The organism is Brevibacillus sp. M2.1A (assembly GCF_013284355.2).
Taxonomy (GTDB): domain Bacteria; phylum Bacillota; class Bacilli; order Brevibacillales; family Brevibacillaceae; genus Brevibacillus.
Window position 1 is genome coordinate 3,720,172 of sequence record NZ_JABSUY020000001.1, and the last position, 23,238, is coordinate 3,743,409.

1 protein-coding gene is annotated in these 23,238 nt (G+C 49.4%); it reads left to right on the top strand.

Annotation, left to right across the window (positions count from 1 at the left end):
• Positions 1 to 4 precede the first annotated feature (4 nt).
• Positions 5 to 23,218, top strand: coding sequence for a linear gramicidin non-ribosomal peptide synthetase LgrC (gene lgrC, locus HP567_RS29855; RefSeq protein ID WP_255675813.1), 23,214 nt, complete (start codon positions 5 to 7; stop codon positions 23,216 to 23,218).
• The last annotated feature ends 20 nt before the right edge of the window (positions 23,219 to 23,238 follow it).

The window sequence follows — 23,238 nt, forward strand, 5'->3', positions numbered from 1 at the left end:
TCCAATGGGGGATTTTACTGATCTATACACCTTATCCCCGCTGCAAGAAGGGATGTTGTTCCATTCGCTGTACTCTGAGGGTTCAGCCTATATGGTACAGAACATTGCCATTCTTACAGGCGAGCTTGACATCGGCAACTTTGAAAAAGCCTGGAACAAAGTGGTTCAAAGACATTCCATTTTGCGTACTGGATTCCTTTGGGAAGAAGTGGAGAAGCCACTTCAGGTGGTCTTCGAAAGTGTTCCTTTTTCCATACACCAGGACGACTGGTCACATCACACCGATGAAGAGCAAAGAACCATGCTGACATCGTTTTTGCAAAAAGAAAAAAAGGTGGGCTTCGACTTGAGCGAAGCCCCACTCATGCGAGTGACGGTCATCAAAAAGGCCAAAGATGTGCACCAGTTCATCTGGACCTTTCACCATTTGCTCTTGGATGGATGGAGCAGCCCCATTCTTTTTCAGGAAGTCCTCGATTTCTATGAGGCGTACTGCCAAGGCAAGGACTTGAGACTTCCGCAGCCAAAGCCATTCAAGGATTATATCTCCTGGCTTCGTCGTCAGGACAAGGCGGAGTCTGAAAAGTTCTGGCGCGAGTTCCTGTCGTCCGTCGAGGGTCCAACCCCTCTTCCTTTTGAATCTTATCCCTTGAGGGATTCAGAAGAGGAAAAAGGAATTCATGAATCGACTCGAACCTTGACTGATGAAATCTCGAAAGCTCTCTTAAAATTAGCTCGAACGTATAAGGTTACGGTCAACACCATCGTGCAAGGGGCATGGGCCATTCTCCTCAGCCGTTTGAGTGGGGAAGAAAGCGTGGTATACGGGGTAACCGGTTCCGGGCGCCCGAGTGATCTGCCAGGTGTAGAGCAGATGGTTGGAATGTTTATCAACACGTTGCCGATGAAAACGAAAGTAGAGCCTGAGCAAGCGTTGGATCAGTGGTTCAAAGAGTTGCAAAATCAGCAATCGAGAGTCCGCCAATATGAATACTCGCCATTGGTGGATATCCAGGGCTGGACGGATGTACCCCGTGGACTACCACTGTTTGAAAGTATTTTCGTTTTTGAGAACTATCCGCTAGGAGAAGGAGAAGAGTGGGAATTCGGTTTTTCCATCTCTCAGGTTGAGCACTTCCAAGAAGTAGATAATCCGCTTACGATTGTCGGGATTCCGGGCGAGCAATTTAGCATCAAAATGATATACAGGACAGACCGCTTTGAGCAGACGGCAATCGAACGGACACTTGACCAAATGGCATCCATTCTAGCTGCCATCGTGGAGAATCCGAAACAACGCTTGTCCTCTATCTCTATCCTCAGTCCAGAAGAGAGGCAGCATCTACTGGTTGAGCTAAACGATACTACGAGCGAATACCCTCGGGATAAAACCGTTCCACAACTGTTTGCTGAAACAGCGGCCCAATACCCGGATCGTATCGCTGTCGTTGCGGGGGAAGAACAGTTGACCTACGCCGAGCTGGAGGCAAAAGCCAATCAGCTTGCTAACTACTTGCAAAAGCAAGGAGTAGAAACAGGCACTTTTGTCGGGCTTTGCGTAGAACGCTCGTTAGATATGCTCGTCGGTATGCTCGGGATTCTCAAAGCGGGCGGGGCGTATGTGCCACTCGACCCTGCGTATCCAGAAGAACGCCTGGCTTTCATGCTGGCAGATGCCCAGATTTCCATTTTATTGACACAGGAGCATTTGGCTGACAAGTGGCAAGGACAAGAGCTTACCATTCTCAACCTCGACCAGGCTGGAGAAAAATGGGCAGAAGAAAGCACACTTGCTCCTCAAGTAGATATGACCGGCGACAGTCTCGCTTACGTCATTTACACATCGGGTTCAACAGGTACGCCAAAAGGAGTACTGGTCGTCCATCGCGGGATAGTTCGCCTGATCAAAAACACAAACTACGTGACCATTACGGAAGAGGACGTGTTCCTCCAAGCCTCCACCGTATCGTTTGACGCTGCTACCTTTGAAATTTGGGGGGCGTTGTTAAACGGAGCGAAGCTGGTGTTGATGCCACCACATCAACCTTCCCTCGATGAACTGGGGGAGATGATTCAAAATCACAAGGTGACGACACTTTGGCTGACGGCTGGTCTGTTCACGGTCATGGTTGACCACAAGGTGGAGTACTTGCGCGGCGTGCGCCAGTTACTTGTCGGCGGGGATGTTGTTTCCACAGCCCATGTACGCAAGGTGCTCTCTCTTGGCGGTACCACGGTGATAAACGGCTATGGACCGACGGAAAATACGACGTTTACTTGCTGCCATCCCGTCACGGAGCTTGCAGAAGGTGTCAACTCTTTCCCGATCGGCCGACCGATTTGCAATACCACAGTGTACGTATTGGACAAACATCAACAACCTGTCCCTATGGGTGCAGCAGGCGAATTATATATAGGCGGAGATGGACTCGCTCTTGGCTATTTGAATAATCCGGAGTTGACCGCAGAACGTTTTGTGGAGAATCCGTTTGATCCACATGGAAGTTCTCGCCTGTACCGTACTGGTGACTTGGTTCGTTATTTGCCTGATGGCACGATTGAGTTTATCGGTCGTATCGACCATCAGGTAAAAATCCGCGGCTTCCGCATCGAATTAGGTGAGGTGGAAGCAGCACTCAGCCTGCATCCATCTGTAAACGAAGTTGTGGTTTTGGTCCGTGAGATGAAGCCGGGCGAGAAGCATCTAACGGCGTATCTTACCGTTTCAGAAGACAACAACCTCGAAACCTCTGATTTGCGTGCATGGACAAAAACAAAGTTGCCAGAATTCATGAGGCCATCATTTTATATTTTCCTTGATGCGATGCCTTTGACGGCAAATGGTAAAATCGACCGCAAACAATTGCCGGAACCGGAATGGACAAATCCTGCTTCCGACAAAGGCTACATGGAGCCGCGCAATCAGGTAGAAGAGCTGATTGCCAACATATGGTCGCAGGTACTCGGAGTAGAAAAAGTGGGGATTCACGATAACTTTTTCGAGCTAGGTGGACATTCCCTTTTGGCGACACGAGTCATATCACGCCTGAGAGAGGCGTTTGGAATAGAGCAGACGGTGCGCTCCATTTTTGAACATCCAACCATTGCAGCATGGAGTGAACAAGGAGCAGCACTTCATTTGGGAGAAAAAGAAACGATTGGCGGATCAATTCAGCCTGTGTCAAGACAGAGCAATCTGCCGTTGTCTTTTGCCCAACAGCGATTGTGGTTCTTTGATCAATTCATGCCGGAAAGCCCGATGTACAACATCCCATCTGCCCTTCGCTTGCAAGGCGAACTCGACGTAGTGGCATGGGAGAAAAGCTTACAGGCGATCATTTTGCGTCACGAAAGCTTGCGTACCACGTTCCACGAAATAGACGGACAATCCATACAAGTGATTCATCCGCATATGGACTGGAAAATGGACATTTTGGACTTGCGGGACCTATCCGCTGAACAGAAAGAACAAAAGGTAGAGCAGTTGGCTGAAGCCGAAACGGCCCGAGCTTTTTCCCTTGGACAGGGACCGCTGATACGTGCAACGATGATCCAAACAGATGATCACGCATATGTCTTCTTGATCAACATGCACCACATCATCTCTGATGGTTGGTCGATGGGCATCTTCTATCGCGAATTGCTTGCCAACTACGAAGCCTTCCGTAAACAAGAAACACCAGAGCTTCCAGATCTGTCGATTCAATATGCGGATTTTGCCACATGGCAGCGTGAGTGGCTGGACGGCGAAATCTTGGAACAGCAGGTTGCTTATTGGAAAGAAAAACTGAATGGAGCAGAACCGCTTCTAGCACTGCCGACAGACCGTTCGCGTCCCGCTGTGCAATCCTATAAAGGAGCCATTTACACCAAGACCTTTTCTGCGGACTTGCTTGCCAAATTGAAAGTGCTTAGCCAGGAGTCCAATTCTACCTTGTTTATGACGTTGCTGGCTGCATTCCAGACCCTTCTATACCGCTATAGTGGACAAGAAGACATCGTTGTGGGAAGTCCGGTAGCTGGACGCAATCGGCAAGAAACCGAGAATTTGATTGGATTTTTTGTCAACACTTTGGCACTGCGAACCAACGTAACAGGAGATGTCACCTTTACAGAATTACTAGCACGCGTTCGAGAAACAGCGTTGGAGGCCTATGCACATCAAGATTTACCTTTTGAAAAATTGGTCGATGAGCTACAGCTAGAGCGTAGCCTCAGCTACTCGCAGTTGTTCCAGGTCATGTTTGTCCTGCAAAACTTCCCGCTGGAGGATGCAGTAACGTCCGGCATTCAGTTGACACCACTGGATTCTGAGCGACATTTGACGACATCCAAGTTTGACCTCACATTGACGATGAGAGAGCAGGCAGACGGACTTGTGGCTTCCTTTGAGTACAGCACAGATTTGTTCGACAGATCGACGATCGAGCGAATGACTGGCCATTTGCAAAATTTGCTTGAGGCTATCATCGCCCAACCAGAGGAGTCGATTGAAAAGCTTGATCTTCTAAGGGAGAGCGAACGAAATAAACAGGTAGTAGAGCTTAATAACACAGCGAGCGAATACCCTCGGGATAAAACCGTTCCACAACTGTTTGCCGAAACAGCGACCCAATACCCGGATCGTATCGCCGTCGTTGCGGGAGATGAACAGTTGACCTACGCCGAGCTGGAGGCAAAAGCCAATCAGCTTGCCCACTACTTGCAAAAGCAAGGAGTAGAAACAGGTACTTTTGTCGGGCTTTGCGTAGAACGCTCGTTAGATATGCTCGTCGGTATGCTCGGGATTCTCAAAGCGGGCGGGGCGTATGTGCCACTCGACCCTGCGTATCCAGAAGAACGCCTGGCTTTCATGGTGGCAGATGCCCATATTTCCATTTTATTGACACAGAAGCATTTGGCTGACAAGTGGCAAGGACAAGAGCTTACCATTCTCAATCTCGACCAGGCCGGGGAAAAATGGGCAGAAGAAAGCACGCTTGCTCCTCAAGTAGATATGACAGCCGACAGTCTCGCCTATGTCATTTACACCTCCGGTTCGACGGGAACACCAAAAGGAGTGCTGGTCGTCCAACGCGGGATTGTCCGCCTGATCAAAAACACAAACTACGTGACCATTACGGAAGAGGACGTGTTCCTGCAAGCCTCCACCGTATCGTTTGACGCTGCTACCTTTGAGATTTGGGGAGCGTTGTTAAACGGAGCGAAGCTGGTGTTGATGCCGCCACATCAGCCTTCCCTCGATGAACTGGGGGAGACGATTCAAAATCACAAGGTGACGACACTTTGGCTGACGGCTGGTCTGTTCACGGTCATGGTTGACCACAAGGTGGAGTACTTGCGCGGCGTGCGGCAGCTACTTGTCGGTGGGGATGTTGTTTCCACATCCCATGTACGCAAGGTGCTCTCTCTTGGCGATATCACGGTGATAAACGGCTATGGACCGACGGAAAATACGACGTTTACTTGCTGCCATCCCGTCACGGAGCTTGCAGAAGGAGTCAGCTCCTTCCCGATCGGTCGACCGATCAGCAATACCACAGTGTACGTATTGGACAAGCATCAACAACCTGTCCCTATGGGTGCAGCAGGCGAATTATATATAGGCGGAGATGGACTCGCTCTTGGCTATTTGAATAATCCGGAGTTGACCGCAGAGCGTTTTGTGGAGAATCCGTTTGATCCACATGGAAGCTCTCGCCTGTACCGTACTGGTGACTTGGTTCGTTATTTGCCTGATGGCACGATTGAGTTTATCGGTCGTATCGACAATCAAGTAAAAATTCGCGGCTTCCGCATTGAACTAGGCGAAATCGAGACAGTGTTGCAGAGCCATCCGGCTGTAAAAGAATCATTACTCATGGTGAGAGAGGAAACTCCAGGAGACAAGCGCCTAGCCGCCTACCTCGTTTTTGCAGAGGAAAAAGAGGTTGCTCATACCGAGATGCGATCCTATCTCAAGGATAAGTTGCCAGAGTACATGATCCCATCCGCCTTTGTGAAGTTGGACAGCTTCCCGCTGACACCAAACGGAAAAGTGGACCGCCGGGCGCTACCAATCCCTGACTATTCCCGAAATGAGGCGGATAGCGGTTATGTAGCACCTGCAACGGATTTGGAAATAAAATTGGCAGAAATCTGGAAAAGCGTGCTAGGTGTTGCGAACATCGGCATCTACGACAACTTTTTCGAATTGGGCGGCGACTCCATTCTCAGTATCCAGATCGTCGCAAGAGCCAATCATTCCGGAATAAGCTTCACACCCAAGCAACTTTTTGAAAATCAAACCATTGCTGAATTACTGCGCGTTGTTACTGATTTTAGCCAAGAAACAGATATCAAATGGAAAAATGAACAGGGCGCTGTTACTGGAAATGTACCGCTCACCCCAATCCAAAATTGGTTCTTTGACTCCAATCAACCGTCACTGCACCACTGGAATCAGTCAGTACTTCTAACTGTTCAGCAGCCAGTAGACCTTGTTGTACTAAAGCAAACCATCCAGAGCCTACTGGCCCATCATGATGCTTTGCGCATGCGCTTTTCACACCATGACGGCATGTGGACACAAATGATGGAAGGTCTTGAAAAGAATGTTCCATTCCGTAGCGTGGATCTTTCTAAATTCCCTAAACAGGAACAAGAGTCCAGGCTGGAGGAAATCTCACAAGAAATACAAGCGAGCCTAAATATCACAGAAGGTCCCGTTGTACAGGCTGTGTACTTCAACATGGGCGAAGAGCAAGCTGGCCGACTGTTGCTCGTCATTCACCACTTGGTTGTTGACGGTGTATCGTGGCGTATTTTGCTGGAGGATCTTCAACATACTTATGATCAAATAGCGAACGGTCAAGACGTACAAATGCCAGCAAAGACGACTTCGTTCAAGATGTGGGCTGAACAATTAGTCGAGTATGCCAATTCAGACGCCATCCAGCAAGAAAAAGAGTACTGGCTCAAACAAGACCATGAGGCGAGTCCGATCCCGATTGATCACCTTTATGAACCGAGTCAGAACACCGAAGCGACTACCAAACAAGTAACATTCTCGTTAAACGCAGGAGAAACCCGTGCCCTGTTGCAGGAAACACTTTCTCCCTACCGTTTGAAAATCAACGATGTATTACTCGCTGCCTTAACAAAAGCGATGCACCGTTGGACGGGGAAACAGACGTTATCTTTCCATCTCGAGGGGCATGGACGCGAGGATATTTTGGAAGGAGCGGATTTATCCCGCACCGTTGGCTGGTTCACGAGTATGTATCCTGTACAACTTACACTTGACCAGACGAAACCGTGGAGCGAACTGTTGAAAGCGGTCAAAGAACAGCTTCGAGCCATTCCGCAAAATGGAGTTGGCTATGGTATCTTGCGCTACTTACGTCAGGATGACGAGCTGAAAGAGCAGTTGAAGTCTCGAATGAAGCCAGAGATCAGCTTCAACTACCTCGGCCAGTTTGATCAGGTCGTTTCATCTAACTCCAAGTTTGGCATGGCTGCTGAATCGAGAGGCTCGAATCTTGCACCTGATTCCATTCGCTCGCATTTAATCGATGTAAATAGCGTCATTTCCGAAGAACAACTGCATGTCACCTGGTTTTACAACGAAAACATCCACGAGAAAAGTACGGTGGAAGCAGTTGCTCAAGATTATATGGACGCCTTGCGTGAGATTATGGCTCATTGCCGCTCGGAAGAAGCAGGGGGCTATACTCCTTCTGATTTCCCGTTATCTCGTTTGGATCAGCGTACAATCGACACGTATGTGGGGAAAGATCGTTCCATCGAGAACATCTATCCACTGACGCCGTTGCAGGAAGGCATGCTTTTCCATTCCCTGTACGAGCAAGAGGGCGGAGACTATGTGGTTCAGTTCTCCATGACGATCCATCATTTGCAAGTCGATGCACTCCAGCAAGCATGGCAAAAAGTCATCGATCGTCATTCCATTCTGCGTACCTCGTTTATCTGGGATGGAATAGTGAATCCGCATCAAATTGTCCGCAAACACGTTCGAGTGACAGTTGATGAAAGAGATCTGCGACACTTACCGACGGATAGGCAGAAAGCATCGTTAGACGCATTTTTGGAAGAGGATCGCAAGCGGAACTTCTCGATTACAGAAGCACCTCTCATGCGTTTGACTTTGTTTCGGATTAGCAACGAAACATATCGCTTTATCTGGAGCTTCCACCACGTATTACTGGACGGTTGGAGTTTGCCGCTCGTCTTAAAGGACTGGTTTGCCGCTTATTTAGCACTGGTAGATGGAAAAGACATTCAGCTTGGGGCTGTACAGCCATTTTCCCAGTATGTTGCGTGGATCCAGCGCCAAGACATGCAAGCTGCGGAACGCTTCTGGCGCAACCATCTGAAAGGGATATACGGGCCGACACAAATCAATCTCGGACAAGCACTCCAATCCACTGGAGAACCCAAAACCTACGACGAGCGCTTTATCCGATTCTCGGCCGAGTTTACCGAACAGCTGCAATCCTTTGCCCGTCAGCATCAGGTAACGCTGAATACGTTCATACAAAGTGCGTGGGGCATGATCCTCGGAGCTTACAGTGGGGAAGCAGACGTCGTATTCGGGGCAACTGGTTCAGGACGTCCAGCCGATTTGCCTGGTGTAGAAAATATGGTGGGTCTGTTCATCAATACGCTTCCGGTGCGAATCACACTCGATCCAAGCAAAACCGTTCGGGTATGGCTGCGCGAATTGCAAGAAATGCAATTGGAGATTCGCCAATATGAGTACACGCCGCTGGTTGACATCCAGAGTTGGAGCGAATTCGAGCGCAACACCTCTCTGTTCGAAAGTATTTTTATCTTTGAGAACTATCCGATCGACGAGTCTGTGAAAGAAGCGGACAGCCGTATTCAGATTTCTGATGTAGACTCTGCGGAGCAAACGAACTATCCACTTACCGTAGTATGTGGCCCTGGAAAAGAATTTGTCCTCAAAATCGTTTTTGATCAAAACCGATTCGATCCTATGCGTATCGAACGTGTCCTGGAGCAAATGACTCTTCTGCTCCAATCGATGACAGCCAATCCTGATCAAACTCTGGCTGATGTGAGCATGAGCAGCGAAAGCGAACAAGAGCAGGTTTTGGTCGAGTGGAACGATACGAAGGTCGATTATCCGACCGGGCTTTGTATTCATCAAGCATTTGAACAACAAGTACAAAAGACGCCCGATGCGATCGGACTCATGTACAAAGAGATGGAAATGACGTATGCCGAGCTGAATCAGCGAGCGAACCAATTGGCGCATTATCTCCTTGCCCAAGGCGTGAAACCAGATACGCTCGTCGGGATTTGCATCGAGCGCTCTCCTGAGATGATCGTCGGGATTCTCGGAGTGATGAAAGCAGGTGCCGCCTACGTTCCAATCGATCCGGCGCATCCGCTAGAGCGTATTGCCTACATGATCGAGGATTCGCAGGCAAACATCGTGTTGACCCAGCAATCTCTGGCAAGCCATTTAACTACAACGAAGGCTCAGGTAATTTGCCTTGATAGCAATGCTTTGGAAAATGAACCTGTTCACGATGTGAAGTGCGGGGTTTCAGAACAAAATCTTGCCTATGTCATTTACACATCTGGTTCCACTGGCTTGCCCAAAGGCGTTATGGTCGAACACCAAAGTGCAATGAATATGGCTCATTACCTGATTGAGTTGTTCCAAGTCCAGCCGTCTAGCCGCGTCTTGCAGTTATGTTCGTTCAGTTTCGACGTATCTGTCGCGGAGATCGTCATGGCTTTGATTTCGGGTGCGACCCTAGTCATTGAGGATCGAGAAATGCTCTTGCCAGGCCCTGAACTCATCTCTGTCTTGCAAGAAAAACAAATCACAACTGTCATGACGGTGCCCGCTGTTCTTGCGGCATTACCTGACGCCGACTTACCTGATCTGAAAACATTAGTAATCGGTGGCGAAGCGCCAAGCTATGAGCTCATCACTCGCTATGCAAACCATCGTCAATTTTTCAATTGCTATGGCCCAACGGAATCAACCGTTTGCACCACGCTGATGCTTTTGGATACAAATCTGACGAACACGCCAATTGGCCGCCCTATCGCCAATGCGACCATCTACGTATTAGATGCCAATCTGAAGCCTGTCCCTATAGGTGTACCAGGTGAGCTGTACATTGGTGGAAAAGGCTTGGCACGCGGTTACTGGAATCGTCCAGAGCTTACAGCGGAACGATTCATCACTCATCCGTTTGGAGCGGAAGGCGAACGTCTTTATCGTACAGGGGATCAGGTACGCTATCTGCCAGACGGTAACCTTGAATTCCTCGGTCGTATCGATAATCAGGTGAAAATTCGCGGCTTCCGCATCGAACTAGGTGAAATCGAAAACGCATTGAGAAAGCACTCTGCGATTCGGGAAGCTGTCATTACCGTACGCGACAATCGTTTGGCTGCTTATCTGATTGCAATGGGTGACGAGAAGCCAGCTACAGAGGAGCTCGTTCTCTATCTGAAAGAGACATTGCCGGATTACATGATCCCAGCAGGCATCGTCTGGATGGAGGCGATTCCGCTTACGGTCAACGGAAAAGTAGACCACCGGGCACTGCCTACACCGGATTGGGGACTTTTGACCACACAACAGGAGTATGTCGCACCACGCACACCAACAGAAGAAATAGTGGCGAACATTTGGACACAGGTGCTTTCCGTAGAGCAAGTCGGGATTCACGACGATTTCTTTGAACGAGGGGGACATTCTCTCCTAGCTACCCAAGCGATTTCCCGTATGCGTCAAACCTTTGGCGTAGACATGCCGCTTCGTACGCTGTTTGATTATCCGACAACGGCAGCGATCAGCGAAAAAATTACGGGTTTATTACAAGGGGAAGCGGGTCTCACTGACATCCCGCTCGTGCCCGTGTCGCGTGACGAACACTTGCCGCTCTCATTTGCACAACAACGTTTGTGGTTCTTGGACAAGCTGCTGCCAGACAGTTCCGTCTACAACATCCCAACTGCTGTTCGTCTGATGGGTGAGCTAGACGTCGAGGCATGGGAACGCAGTCTCAAGCTGATCATCCAACGTCATGAGAGCCTGCGTACAACTTTCTCCGATAGGAATGGAGAAGCCGTTCAAGTCATTCACCCGCAGATTGAGTGGAACCTGGGACGAATCGACTTACGAGACTGGAACGAAGCAGAGCGAGAAGGGGAAGTATTGCGTCTCGCCATAGAAGATGCGGAACAGTCGTTTCATCTGAATCAAGGGCCGTTATTGCGCGCAAAACTGATTTGCATGGATGAACAAGCGCATGTATTTTTGCTCAATTTACACCACATCATTGCGGATGGCTGGTCCATGAGTGTATTCATGGGGGAGTTAGTCTCCATTTACGAAGCGTTATCTGCTGGGGAAACACCACAACTGGCCGAAATGCCGCTGCAATATGCAGACTATGCCACATGGCAACGCAATTGGTTACAAGGTGAGGTATTGGAGCAACAATTGGCGTACTGGAAAAAACAATTAGGCGATGCAGAACCACTTCTGAGATTGCCGACAGATCGTCCACGCCCTGCTGTTCAGAGCCATAAAGGGGCAATGCATACAATTAGGCTCCCGGAAAAACTGCTTGCCGATCTAAAAGTGCTCAGTCGTGAAGAGGGATCAACCTTATTCATGACCTTGCTAGCTGCCTTTCAGACCCTGCTCTATCGCTACAGTGGTCAAAAAGACATCCTCGTCGGAAGTCCGGTCGCAGGACGAAATAGACAGGAATTGGAGTCACTGATTGGTTTCTTCATTAACACCCTGGTAATGCGTACGGATATGTCTGGGGAACCAACCTTCCGAGACTTGCTAGCAAAAGTACGAGAGACCGCACTGGAAGCTTATGCGCATCAAGACGTCCCGTTTGAAAAACTGGTAGATGAACTGGAGCTGGAACGAAGCCTAAGCTACTCACCGTTATTCCAAGTGATGTTCGTACTGCAAAACATCCCGATGGAAGTACAAGAATTGTCCCAGATTCGCATCGAGCCTTTCCACAAAGGTCAGGAGGGTGTAAGCGCCAAGTTTGATATCACCTTGACCACCGTAGAAGCACCTGACGGACTTATTGCAACATTCGAGTACAACACTGATCTTTTTGATCCAGCAACGATCGAGCGCATGGGGAACCATTTCTCGAATTTGCTAGAGGCGATTTCGGTAAATCCGATGCAACCAGTCACAGCCATACCTCTCCTGGGCGATATGGAAAAGGAGCAGCTTCTCCATCAATGGAATGATACAAATGTACCTTTTGAACGCGAAACATGCGTGCATGAAAGGGTTGCCCGGATTGCACAAGAGTTGCCAAATCAATTAGCAGTTGTATCCGAAGAAGGGCAGATCACCTATGCAGAACTGGATGCCAAAGCGAATCAGGTAGCGAACTACCTGCAAAAACAGGGAGTATCCTCCGAAACACTTGTCGGCATTTGCGTAGAACGTTCCATCGATATGCTCATCGGTCAATTGGGAATCCTCAAAGCTGGCGGTGCTTATGTCCCAATGGACACAGCGTATCCACAAGAGCGCCTTGCATTCATGATGAAAGATGCCAATATGCCAGTTGTAGTAACCCAAGAACGACTGTTAGAGCGATTGCCAGAAGGAACTGCCTCATTCATCTGCTTGGATCGTGATTGGACTATCATTTCGGAAGAGAGCAGCGAGGCGCCGAACATGGCAATGACAACAGGGAATCTGGCATATGTCATCTATACGTCTGGTTCTACTGGGACGCCAAAAGGGGTAGAGATCGAACATGCCGCCTTGTTAAATCTCATTTCCTGGCACCAACGGTCGTACAGCGTAGATTCAAATGATCGAGCTTCACAAATCGCAGGGACAGCCTTTGATGCGTCTGTTTGGGAAATCTGGCCGTACCTGACAAAGGGAGCAACACTTTATCTCCCATCAGAAGAGATTCGTCTGGTCCCGGAGGAACTCAGAGATTGGCTTGTTGCATCGGGAATCACGATTAGCTTTTTGCCGACGCCATTGGCGGAAAGGCTGCTTACCTTGGAATGGCCTATCGGCACGAAGCTGCGGTATATGCTCACAGGGGGCGACAAGCTACACGATTACCCACCAGCAACCATGCCGTTTACACTTGTGAACCAATACGGCCCAACTGAAAATGCGGTTGTCGCCACAGCAGGTGTCGTTCCGACAGAAGCTACTCATGTTTTCGCACCATCAATCGGTCGTCCAATCGACAATGTGCAGGTATACGTCCTTGATGAAAAACGAAAACCTGTGCCGATTGGTGTAGCCGGAGAGCTCTATATTGCAGGAGACAGCTTGGCACGGGGTTATCTGAAGCGCCCCGATCTGACCAAAGAGCGGTTCGTAGCCAATCCATACTCACAAAAACCAGGAGCGCGCATGTACCGAACGGGAGACCTGGTTCGTTACCTGCCAGATGGAAACATAGATTTCATTGGCCGCGCTGACGATCAGGTGAGCATTCGAGGATTCCGGGTCGAACTGGGTGAAATTGAAACGGCTCTGTACACTCATCCGGCAGTAAAAGAAACCATCGCCCTCGTGCGAGAGGATACTCCGGGCGTAAAACGACTCGCTGCCTACGTTGTACTTGGAGAAAATCAAGAAATTCAAGCAAGTGACTTCCGTAGCTATCTGAAGGAAAAGCTGCCTGAGTACATGGTGCCAGCTGCATTTGTCATCATGGATAACCTGCCGCTGACCCCAAACGGTAAGGTAGACCGACAAGCATTGCCTGTACCTGATTTCTTACACAACGAAACAGAAGGCAGTTTTGCTGCGCCGACAACTGCTATAGAGGCTACGCTTGCAGATATATGGAAAAAAGTCCTAGGTATTGACAACGTTGGTATTTATGACAACTTTTTCGAGTTGGGTGGAGACTCCATCTTGAGTATCCAAATTGTTTCTCGAGCCAATCAGGCTGGAATTCGTTTGACACCGAAACAACTCCTGAGAAATCAAACCATCGCGGAACTGGCAAGTGTCGTGACAGAGATTGGCGGCTTACAAGCAGTAAAAATCCAAGCAGAACAAGGCATCGTGACGGGAGAGGTACCGCTCACGCCAATTCAATCGTGGTTCTTCACGACTGAACAACCGTCGATCCATCATTGGAACCAATCCTTGCTTTTGACGGTCCAACAACCTGTTGACCTGACTGTTCTAGCGCGTGTCATCGAGAGTCTGCTCACGCATCACGACGCATTACGTATGCGTTATATCCATACGGAGCAAGGCTGGACCCAACATATCGAGGGACTTCCTGAGACCATTCCATTCCGTAGTGTGGACCTGTCCGCTGTTCGCGAAGAAGAACAAGCCGATCGTCTGGAGCAAATCGCAAACGAGGTGCAATCTAGTCTACATGTAAGTGAGGGACCCGTTTTCCAAGCGGTGTACTTCCATCTTGGAGCGGACCAACCTGGTCGTCTGCTGATTGTTGCCCACCATCTGGTGATTGACGGTGTGTCCTGGCGCATTTTGCTAGAGGATCTGCAAACTGCTTACGAGCAATTGGTAAACGATCAACCGGTATCATTCCCAGCGAAAACGACTTCATTCAAGTCATGGGCAGAGCAATTGCAATCCTATGCGAATTCCGAAGCGATCGAGCCGGAAAAAGCGTTCTGGCTGGGTCAAAGTGATGGAGTGAGTCCACTTCCCATTGACCGTGCCTTCGAGCCAAGCCAAAACACAGATGCAACCTCCAAACAAGTCAGTCTTGCGCTTACTATCGAAGAAACTCGTGCGTTGTTGCAGGATACCCTTTCGCCTTACCGCCTGCAGATCAATGATGTATTGCTTACGGCTTTAACCAAAGTAATGAATCGGTGGACAGGTGAAAAAACAGTAGCTGTTCATCTGGAAGGGCACGGACGAGAGGAAATTATCGAAGGAGCAGACTTATCCCGTACGGTTGGCTGGTTTACGAGCATGTACCCGGTACAGCTTTCGATTGATCCGTCGAAGACATGGGGCGACGCTTTGAAAGCGGTCAAGGAACAGCTTCGTCGCATTCCAAAGAAAGGTGTAGTCTACGGCATCCTCCAATACCTCAGTCAGGATCAGGATTTGAAAAAATGGCTAGGTGAAAAGCCGAAGCCAGAAATCAGCTTCAACTACCTCGGACAGTTTGATCAGATCGTACAAGCCGAATCGAGATTTGGCATGGCACAAGAATCAAGAGGCTCCAATCTGGGGAAAGACACAAGACGCCAGCACCTGATTGATGTAAACAGTGTCATATCCGGCGAACAACTCCATGTCACATGGATCTATAGCGAAAACATTCACGAGGAAAGCACGATTCAAGAGCTTGCGTGCAACTATCTGGAAGCTTTGCGCGAGATCATGGCGCACTGCCAGTCCGAAGAAGCAGGCGGCTATACACCATCTGACTTCCCGCTAGCGCGAATGGATCAACGGGCTATCGACAAGCATCTGGGACAGGATCGCCTGATCGAGAACATCTATCCACTCAGTCCATTGCAAGGTGGCATGCTGTTCCACTCCCTGTACGAACAAGAAGGGGGAGACTATATTGTTCACTTTGCCATGACGATGGAGGGCTTGCACGTCGATGCGTTTGAACAGGCGTGGCAAAAGGTAGTGGATCGTCATCCAATCTTGCGTACCTATTTTGTTTGGGAAGGTTCTGAGGCTCATCAGATTGTACGCAAACAAGTAAAAGCAACTGTAGAAAAAATCGACCTTCGTCATTTGACAACGGAGCAGCAAAAAACGGAGCTGGCCCACTACCTAGAAGCTGACCGCAGACGAAATTTCGAGATTGCGTCTCCACCACTCATGCGTTGGACGTTGTTCCACTTACGTGAGGGAGTTTATCGCTTCACTTGGAGCTTCCATCATGTACTGCTTGATGGTTGGAGCGTCCCGATTGTACTAAAAGACTGGTTTAGTGCTTATGTGTCCCTAGCAGAAAACAGAGAGGTTTCGTACAGCTACGTCCAACCATTCTCTGCGTATATCGATTGGGTACAGCGACAAGACTTGAGTGCTGCCAAACATTTTTGGCGTGAACAGCTAAAAGGCTTCCACGAGTCAACCCCATTAGCGATGAGTAACCACTCAGGCGTCCGGGAAAATACGCTGAAAGTGTACGAAGAGAAAGAAATTCGCTTATCAGCGGAAATGACTTCACGTTTGCAAGCCTTTGTCCGTACTCATCAGCTGACCTTGAATACGCTTGTCCAAGGAGCATGGGCTCTCATACTGAGCCGATACAGCGCAACGGATGATGTCGTCTTCGGTGCAACCGTTTCCGGTCGTCCGGCTGATCTGCCTACCGTAGAGGGCATGGTAGGTCTCTTCATCAACACCCTGCCGATTCGTGTTTTTATAGATGCGAACAAATCGGTGCGGGAATGGCTACGCGAGATTCAAGAACATCAAGTGGAGCTTCGTCAGTTTGAGTACACGCCGTTGGTTGACATCCAAGGCTGGAGTGAAATGGCTCGTAATGCTGCCCTGTTCGAGAGCATCTTCATTTTTGAGAACTACCCGATTGGTGAATCGGTAAAAGATGAACACAATCAGCTGCAATTATCTGATGTGGAGACGATGGAACAAACGAATTATCCAATTACCGTCGTCTGCGGTCCGGGTAAAGAGTTCATTCTTAAGATCAAATACGACCAAAGCAGATTCGCGTCTGAAAATATCGAACGAGTTCTGCACCAGATGTCTCACTTGCTCGAATCCATGATGGCAAAGCCTGAACAGTGCCTCGCAGAGGTGTCGATGATCAGTGAAAGCGAGCTCCAGCAAGTAGTAGTCGAATGGAATGACACGCGCGTAGATTATCCGACCCAGCTATGCATACACCAGGCATTTGAGAAACAAGTGGAAAAGACCCCTGATGCGATTGCACTCGTTTACAAGAAGAAGGAACTGACCTATGCCGAGCTGAACAACCGTGCAAACCAGCTGGCTCACAGGTTGATTGCATCGGGAGTACAACCGGACAAGCTAGTTGGCATTTGCGTCGAGCGTTCTTTCGAGATGATCATCGCTTTCCTCGGTGTAATGAAAGCAGGGGCTGCTTATGTGCCAATCGATCCGGCGCATCCGCAAGATCGCATTGCCTACATGATCGAAGATTCGCAGGCAAACATTTTGTTGACGCAAGTATCGCTGAAAGACATGCTACCAGTTCCTTCTATACAGATCATTTGCCTCGATAGCGATGAACTGGCAGATGAACCTACCGCAAACGTGGATAGCAGCGTCCATGAGCATCATCTCGCGTACGTCATCTATACTTCTGGATCAACCGGTTTGCCAAAAGGGGTAATGGTCGAGCACCACTCCGTTATCAATTTGACACATGCCCTGATCCATTCGTTCCAAATCGATGCGACGAGCCGGGTTTTGCAATTCACATCCTTTAGCTTTGATGTTTCAGTCTCCGAGATCGCTATGACCCTGCTCGCTGGTGCCACGCTCGTCTTGGAGGATCGCGAATTACTTTTACCTGGTCCGGAGTTGATCCAAGTCCTGCAGGAACAACGCATCACGACCGTGACAATGGCTTCCTCTGTAGCATCGGCATTGCCACAAGCGGATTTGCCAGACCTGAAGACTCTGATTGTCGGCGGGGAAGCGTTAAGCCGAGAGCTTGTTGCTCGTCACGCCAAGGATCGCCAGCTCTTTAACTGCTATGGACCAACAGAAACAACTGTCACCGCTACTCTCGTACGTTGTGAGAATAACGGCCAAAATCCATCAATCGGCCGACCCATCGCCAATGTGGAAGTGTATGTACTGGATGCATACCTGCAACCTGTGGCAATAGGCGTACCAGGCGAGCTGTACATCGGCGGAAAAGGAATAGCCAGAGGGTACTGGAATCGTCCTGAACTTACGAAAGAACGCTTTATCAATCATCCGTTCGGTAAGGAAGGAGAACGCCTCTATCAGACTGGCGACCTGGTTCGCTATACGGAAGACGGACAGATCGAATTCCTCGGACGAATCGACCACCAAGTCAAAATTCGCGGTTATCGAATCGAGCTGGGCGAAATCGAAAATAGACTCAGGCAACATCCAACTGTTCAGAATGTCGTCGTTATCGCGCGTGAGGATCGAAAAGGAGACAAGCGTTTGGCGGCTTATCTCGTTGCAGCAAACGAACAACAACCGAGTGATGCTGAGCTTATCCACTACCTGAAAGAGACCCTACCGGAATACATGGTTCCTGCAGGTTATGTATGGATGCCAGAGATTCCACTCACGGTCAACGGGAAAGTAAATCGCCGTGCCCTTCCAGCACCGGATTGGGGACAAGGGGAGACAGAAAAGGAATATGTGGCACCGCGTACTCCAACAGAGGAAATCGTTGCCCATATTTGGTCGCAGGTTCTTTCCGTTGAGGGAATTGGAATCCACGATGACTTCTTTCAACTGGGTGGACATTCACTCTTGGCTACCCAAACCGTTTCCCGCCTGAAAGAAACATTTGGTGTGGAAGTACCACTTCGTGCCTTGTTCGAGAATCCTAGCGTGGCACAAATGAGCGAAAAAGTAACCGGACTACTGGAAGCCAAATCGAATGTTGCCAGCATTCCACTCGTACCCGTTTCTCGCGACCAGCATCTACCGCTCTCCTTTGCCCAGCAACGCTTGTGGTTCTTGGATCGCTTAATGCCGGACAGCGCCTTGTACAACATCCCGTCTGCCATGCGGATGCAAGGACACCTCAACATTCATGCATGGGAACGCAGTCTGCAGATGATCATCGAGCGGCACGAGAGCTTGCGAACAACCTTCACTGACATCAACGGGGAAGCGATACAGGTCATTCACCCAGAAATCGCGTGGAGCCTGCGCAAGATTGATTTGCGAGATCTACCAGAAGAAGAGCGTGACACCGAGGTACACCGCCTGGAGAGAGAAGAGGCAACCAAACCATTTGACCTACGTACAGGACCGTTACTGCGGGCCACGATCATCCAGATCGGCGAAGAGAATTTCGTCTTCCTGCTAAATTTGCACCATATCGTGTCTGACGGCTGGTCGATGAACATTTTCATAAGAGAGCTGGTTGCGATTTATGAAGCGCTTTGCAAGGAAGAAACGCCGCAACTCACCGACATGCCACTCCAATATGCAGACTTTGCAGCTTGGCAGCGTGAGTGGTTACAAGGAGAGGCGCTGGAGCAACAACTCGCATACTGGAAAGCAAAACTGAGTGGCAGTGAGCCGCTATTGGCCTTACCGACAGACCGTCCGCGTCCACCTGTACAGACATACAATGGAGCCTTATACACGACAAGTTTCCCGACCGAGCTTGTGGAAAAATTACACGCGCTCAGCCGACAAGAAGGCGCTACGCTCTTTATGACCTTGCTCGCAGCATTCCAAATCCTGCTTCATCGCTACAGCGGGCAAGACGACATTATCGTCGGAAGTCCGGTTGCTGGACGCAATAGACAAGAAACGGAGTCATTAATTGGCTTCTTCATCAACACGCTGGCGATGAGAACCGATATGTCTAGCGCTCCAACCTTCCGTGAACTACTTGCAAGAGTGCGCGAGTCAGCATTGGAAGCATATACCCATCAAGACCTGCCCTTTGAAAAGTTAATAGATGAGCTGGAGCTGGAACGTAGCCTAAGCTATTCGCCGCTCTACCAAGTCATGTTCGCTCTGCAAAACTTCGAAATGAAGACGCATGAGCTTGAAGGCATTCAGATTGCTCCGTTTGAAAGCAAGAGCCAAGAAGTGATGTCCAAATACGACATCAGCTTGACGATGGCAGAAACGCCAAACGGCCTGATCGCTACGTTTGATTACAATACCGATTTGTTCGACCAAACAACGATGGAGCGAATGGTGAACCATTTCCATCATGTACTGGAGGGAATCGTCGCCCAACCTGATCGATCGATCATGGCGCTACCATTGCTTCGTCCGGATGAACGTGAACAGCTTATACTTGCGTGGAACAACACAGCTGCCAATTACACGTATGAGAAGACGGTACACGAGCTAGTTGCCGAAATGACAAGGAACATGCCGAATCAGCTGGCAGTCGTCTCCAGCGAAGGTTCGCTCACCTACGCAGAACTGGATTCGAAAGCGAATCAGCTGGCGAACTACTTGCAACAACAAGGGGTTACAACAGAGACACTCGTTGGTATTTGCGTGGAACGCTCTCTCGAGATGCTGATCGGCCAATTAGGGATTCTCAAAGCAGGCGGCGCGTTTGTTCCGATGGATCCATCTTATCCAAAGGAGCGCCTTGCCTTCATGATGGATGACACGAACATGCCGATCGTATTGACCCAGGAACGCTTGCTTGAAGCATTGCCAACAGGTGATGCAACGTTTATTTGTCTCGATATCGATTGGGATTTGATTGCCAGTGAGAGCACGGAATCACCCGAAATTACGACGACAACGAACAATCTCGCTTATGTCATTTACACCTCTGGTTCTACCGGAACACCAAAAGGCGTGGAAATCGAGCAACGTGCTCTGTTGAATCTCATCTATTGGCACCAGCACGCTTACAACGTCACGCCAGAAGATAGGGCATCACAAATCGCCGGAACGGCCTTCGATGCCGCTGTCTGGGAAATTTGGCCGTATCTGACGGCTGGAGCCACCCTGTATCTGCCACATGAAGAGATTCGTCTCGTACCGGAAAAACTGCGGGATTGGCTCGTCGACTCAGGAATCACGATCAGCTTCTTGCCAACACCATTAGCAGAGAGCTTGATGTCTATTGAATGGCCGGCCGATACTGGTTTGCGCTACATGCTGACAGGCGGTGACAAACTGCATCACTATCCATCGGCTCATCTGCCATTCACATTGGTGAATCAGTATGGACCAACGGAAAATGCCGTCGTAGCTACAGCAGGCATCGTTCCTGTACAAGCTGGTCAGATAGCCGCACCCACAATCGGACGCCCAATCGACAATGTGCAGGTATACGTTCTTGATGCAAAACTGCAACCTGTGCCGATCGGTGTTGCAGGCGAACTGTACATCGCAGGGAACAGCTTGGGGCGCGGGTACCTAAAACGTCCTGATTTGACACAAGAACGCTTCGTCGAAAATCCGTTTGCGCACATTCGAGGGGCAAAAATGTACCGCACAGGAGACCTTGTCCGCTACTTGCCAGACGGCAACATCGAGTTTATCGGCCGTGCCGACGATCAGGTGAGTATCCGTGGTTTCCGTGTCGAGCTGGGCGAGATTGAAACCGCCCTGTACACGCACCCTTCTGTCAAAGAAACAATCGTTCTTGCCCGCGAAGATATGCCAGGTGTCAAACGACTGGCCGCGTATGTCGTGCTTGAAGAAGGGGTAGAGGACCAAGCTGGCAACTTCGACAGCTACCTCAAAGAAATACTGCCGGAGTACATGGTGCCAGCTGCGGTCGTCATCATGGATGCTCTGCCACTCACTCCAAATGGCAAAGTAGACCGTCGTGCATTACCTGTACCGGAGTACAAAGTAAGTAATGGAGAATTCGTTGCTCCGGAGACGTTCGTCGAGAGAGTATTGGCCGAAATATGGAAAAAGGTTCTAGGCGTAGAGCAAGTCGGAATTCACGATAACTTCTTCGAACTCGGTGGTGATTCGATTCTAAGCATTCAGATCGTGACCCGTGCAGCACAATCTGGAATTCGCTTGTCACCGAAGCTCTTGTTCGAAAATCAGTCGATTGCCGAGTTGACCCAAGCGATTGGGGAGTCGGTTAACATTTTCGCCGAGCAAGGCATCGTCACAGGGGAAGTGCCACTTCTGCCGATTCAGCGCTGGTTCTTCGAGCAAAAATTGGCAGATCGCAACCACTGGAACCAATCTGTACTTTTAACGGTCAAACCGATCGATCCGGAAATTTTGAGACAAGCTTTTTATCACTTGCTCGGACATCATGATGCCCTCCGCCTCCGTTTCTACCATCAGGATGGAAAATGGAAGCAAATCAACGAGGACTGGACAGATATCATTCCATTTACCGTAGAGGAATTGGGTCATTTGCCGCATGAAGAGCAAGTGAAGCGAATCGGGGAAATCTCTGAGGAAGCTCAGGCTAGCTTGCATCTCTCGGAAGGTCCGTTGCTCCGTGCCGTCTACTTTGATTTGGGCAGTGAACAGGAAGGCCGCTTGCTAATCGTCATTCACCACTTGGCAGTCGATGGTGTTTCTTGGCGCATCATCACGGAAGACTTGAATAAGGCAAGCATCCAGCTGCTACAAGGCAAGCAGGTGCAGCTGCCGCCAAAAACCAGCTCGTACAAGTATTGGGCTGAAAAATTGACGGAGTACGCCCAATCGGACAGCCTGCGTGAGGAAGCGGATTATTGGTTAAGCAGCCTCGATACAGAAGTAAACGCTCTGCCAAAAGATTATGAGAACGGAAAGAACCGCGAGCTTACTGCAAAGATGGTTTCTGTTGCACTTACGCAGGAAGAAACCAAAGTGCTTTTACAGGATCTGCCTTCGATCTACCAAACGCAGATCAATGATGTCTTGCTCACTGCATTGGCAGAAGCCATTTTCGTCTGGACTGGAAATCAAACCTCCCTCGTCCATTTGGAAGGGCACGGACGTGAAGAGCTTTTCGACGATGTCGATCTATCGCGTACCTTGGGATGGTTCACGAGCATGTATACCATCCTCTTGGATACGAGGGGAACTACCTCTCTCAAAGAAGCGCTACACACGACCAAAGAACAGCTGCGTAGCATTCCGAACAAGGGGATCGGCTATGGAATTCTCCGTTACCTGAACGAGGAAACGACTGAAACGTTCAAGTCTTTGCCAAAAGCAGAGATTAGCTTCAACTACCTCGGTCAGCTTGATCAGACAGCCGATGACACAGAATCCTTGTTTGGCTTTGCAAACGAAGCAAGAGGCGACAACTTCAACCGCAACTCGGAACGTCAGCACCTGCTGGATTTCGGTAGCTCTGTCGTTGGGGGACAATTGATTGTAACGATCGCCTTCAGTGAAGAGATTTATCGCAAAGAAACCGTCAAAGATTTAGTGGATTACTATGTAAGCGCGCTACGACAATTGATCGAGCTAGGTCAGACGGAGACGACCGCAACACCAACAACAAGTGATCTGTCCGAATTCGGTTGGGATGATGAAGAGATTGCCGACTTACTTGATCTCATCCAAGACAAGTAATGAATACAAACTGCATAGAG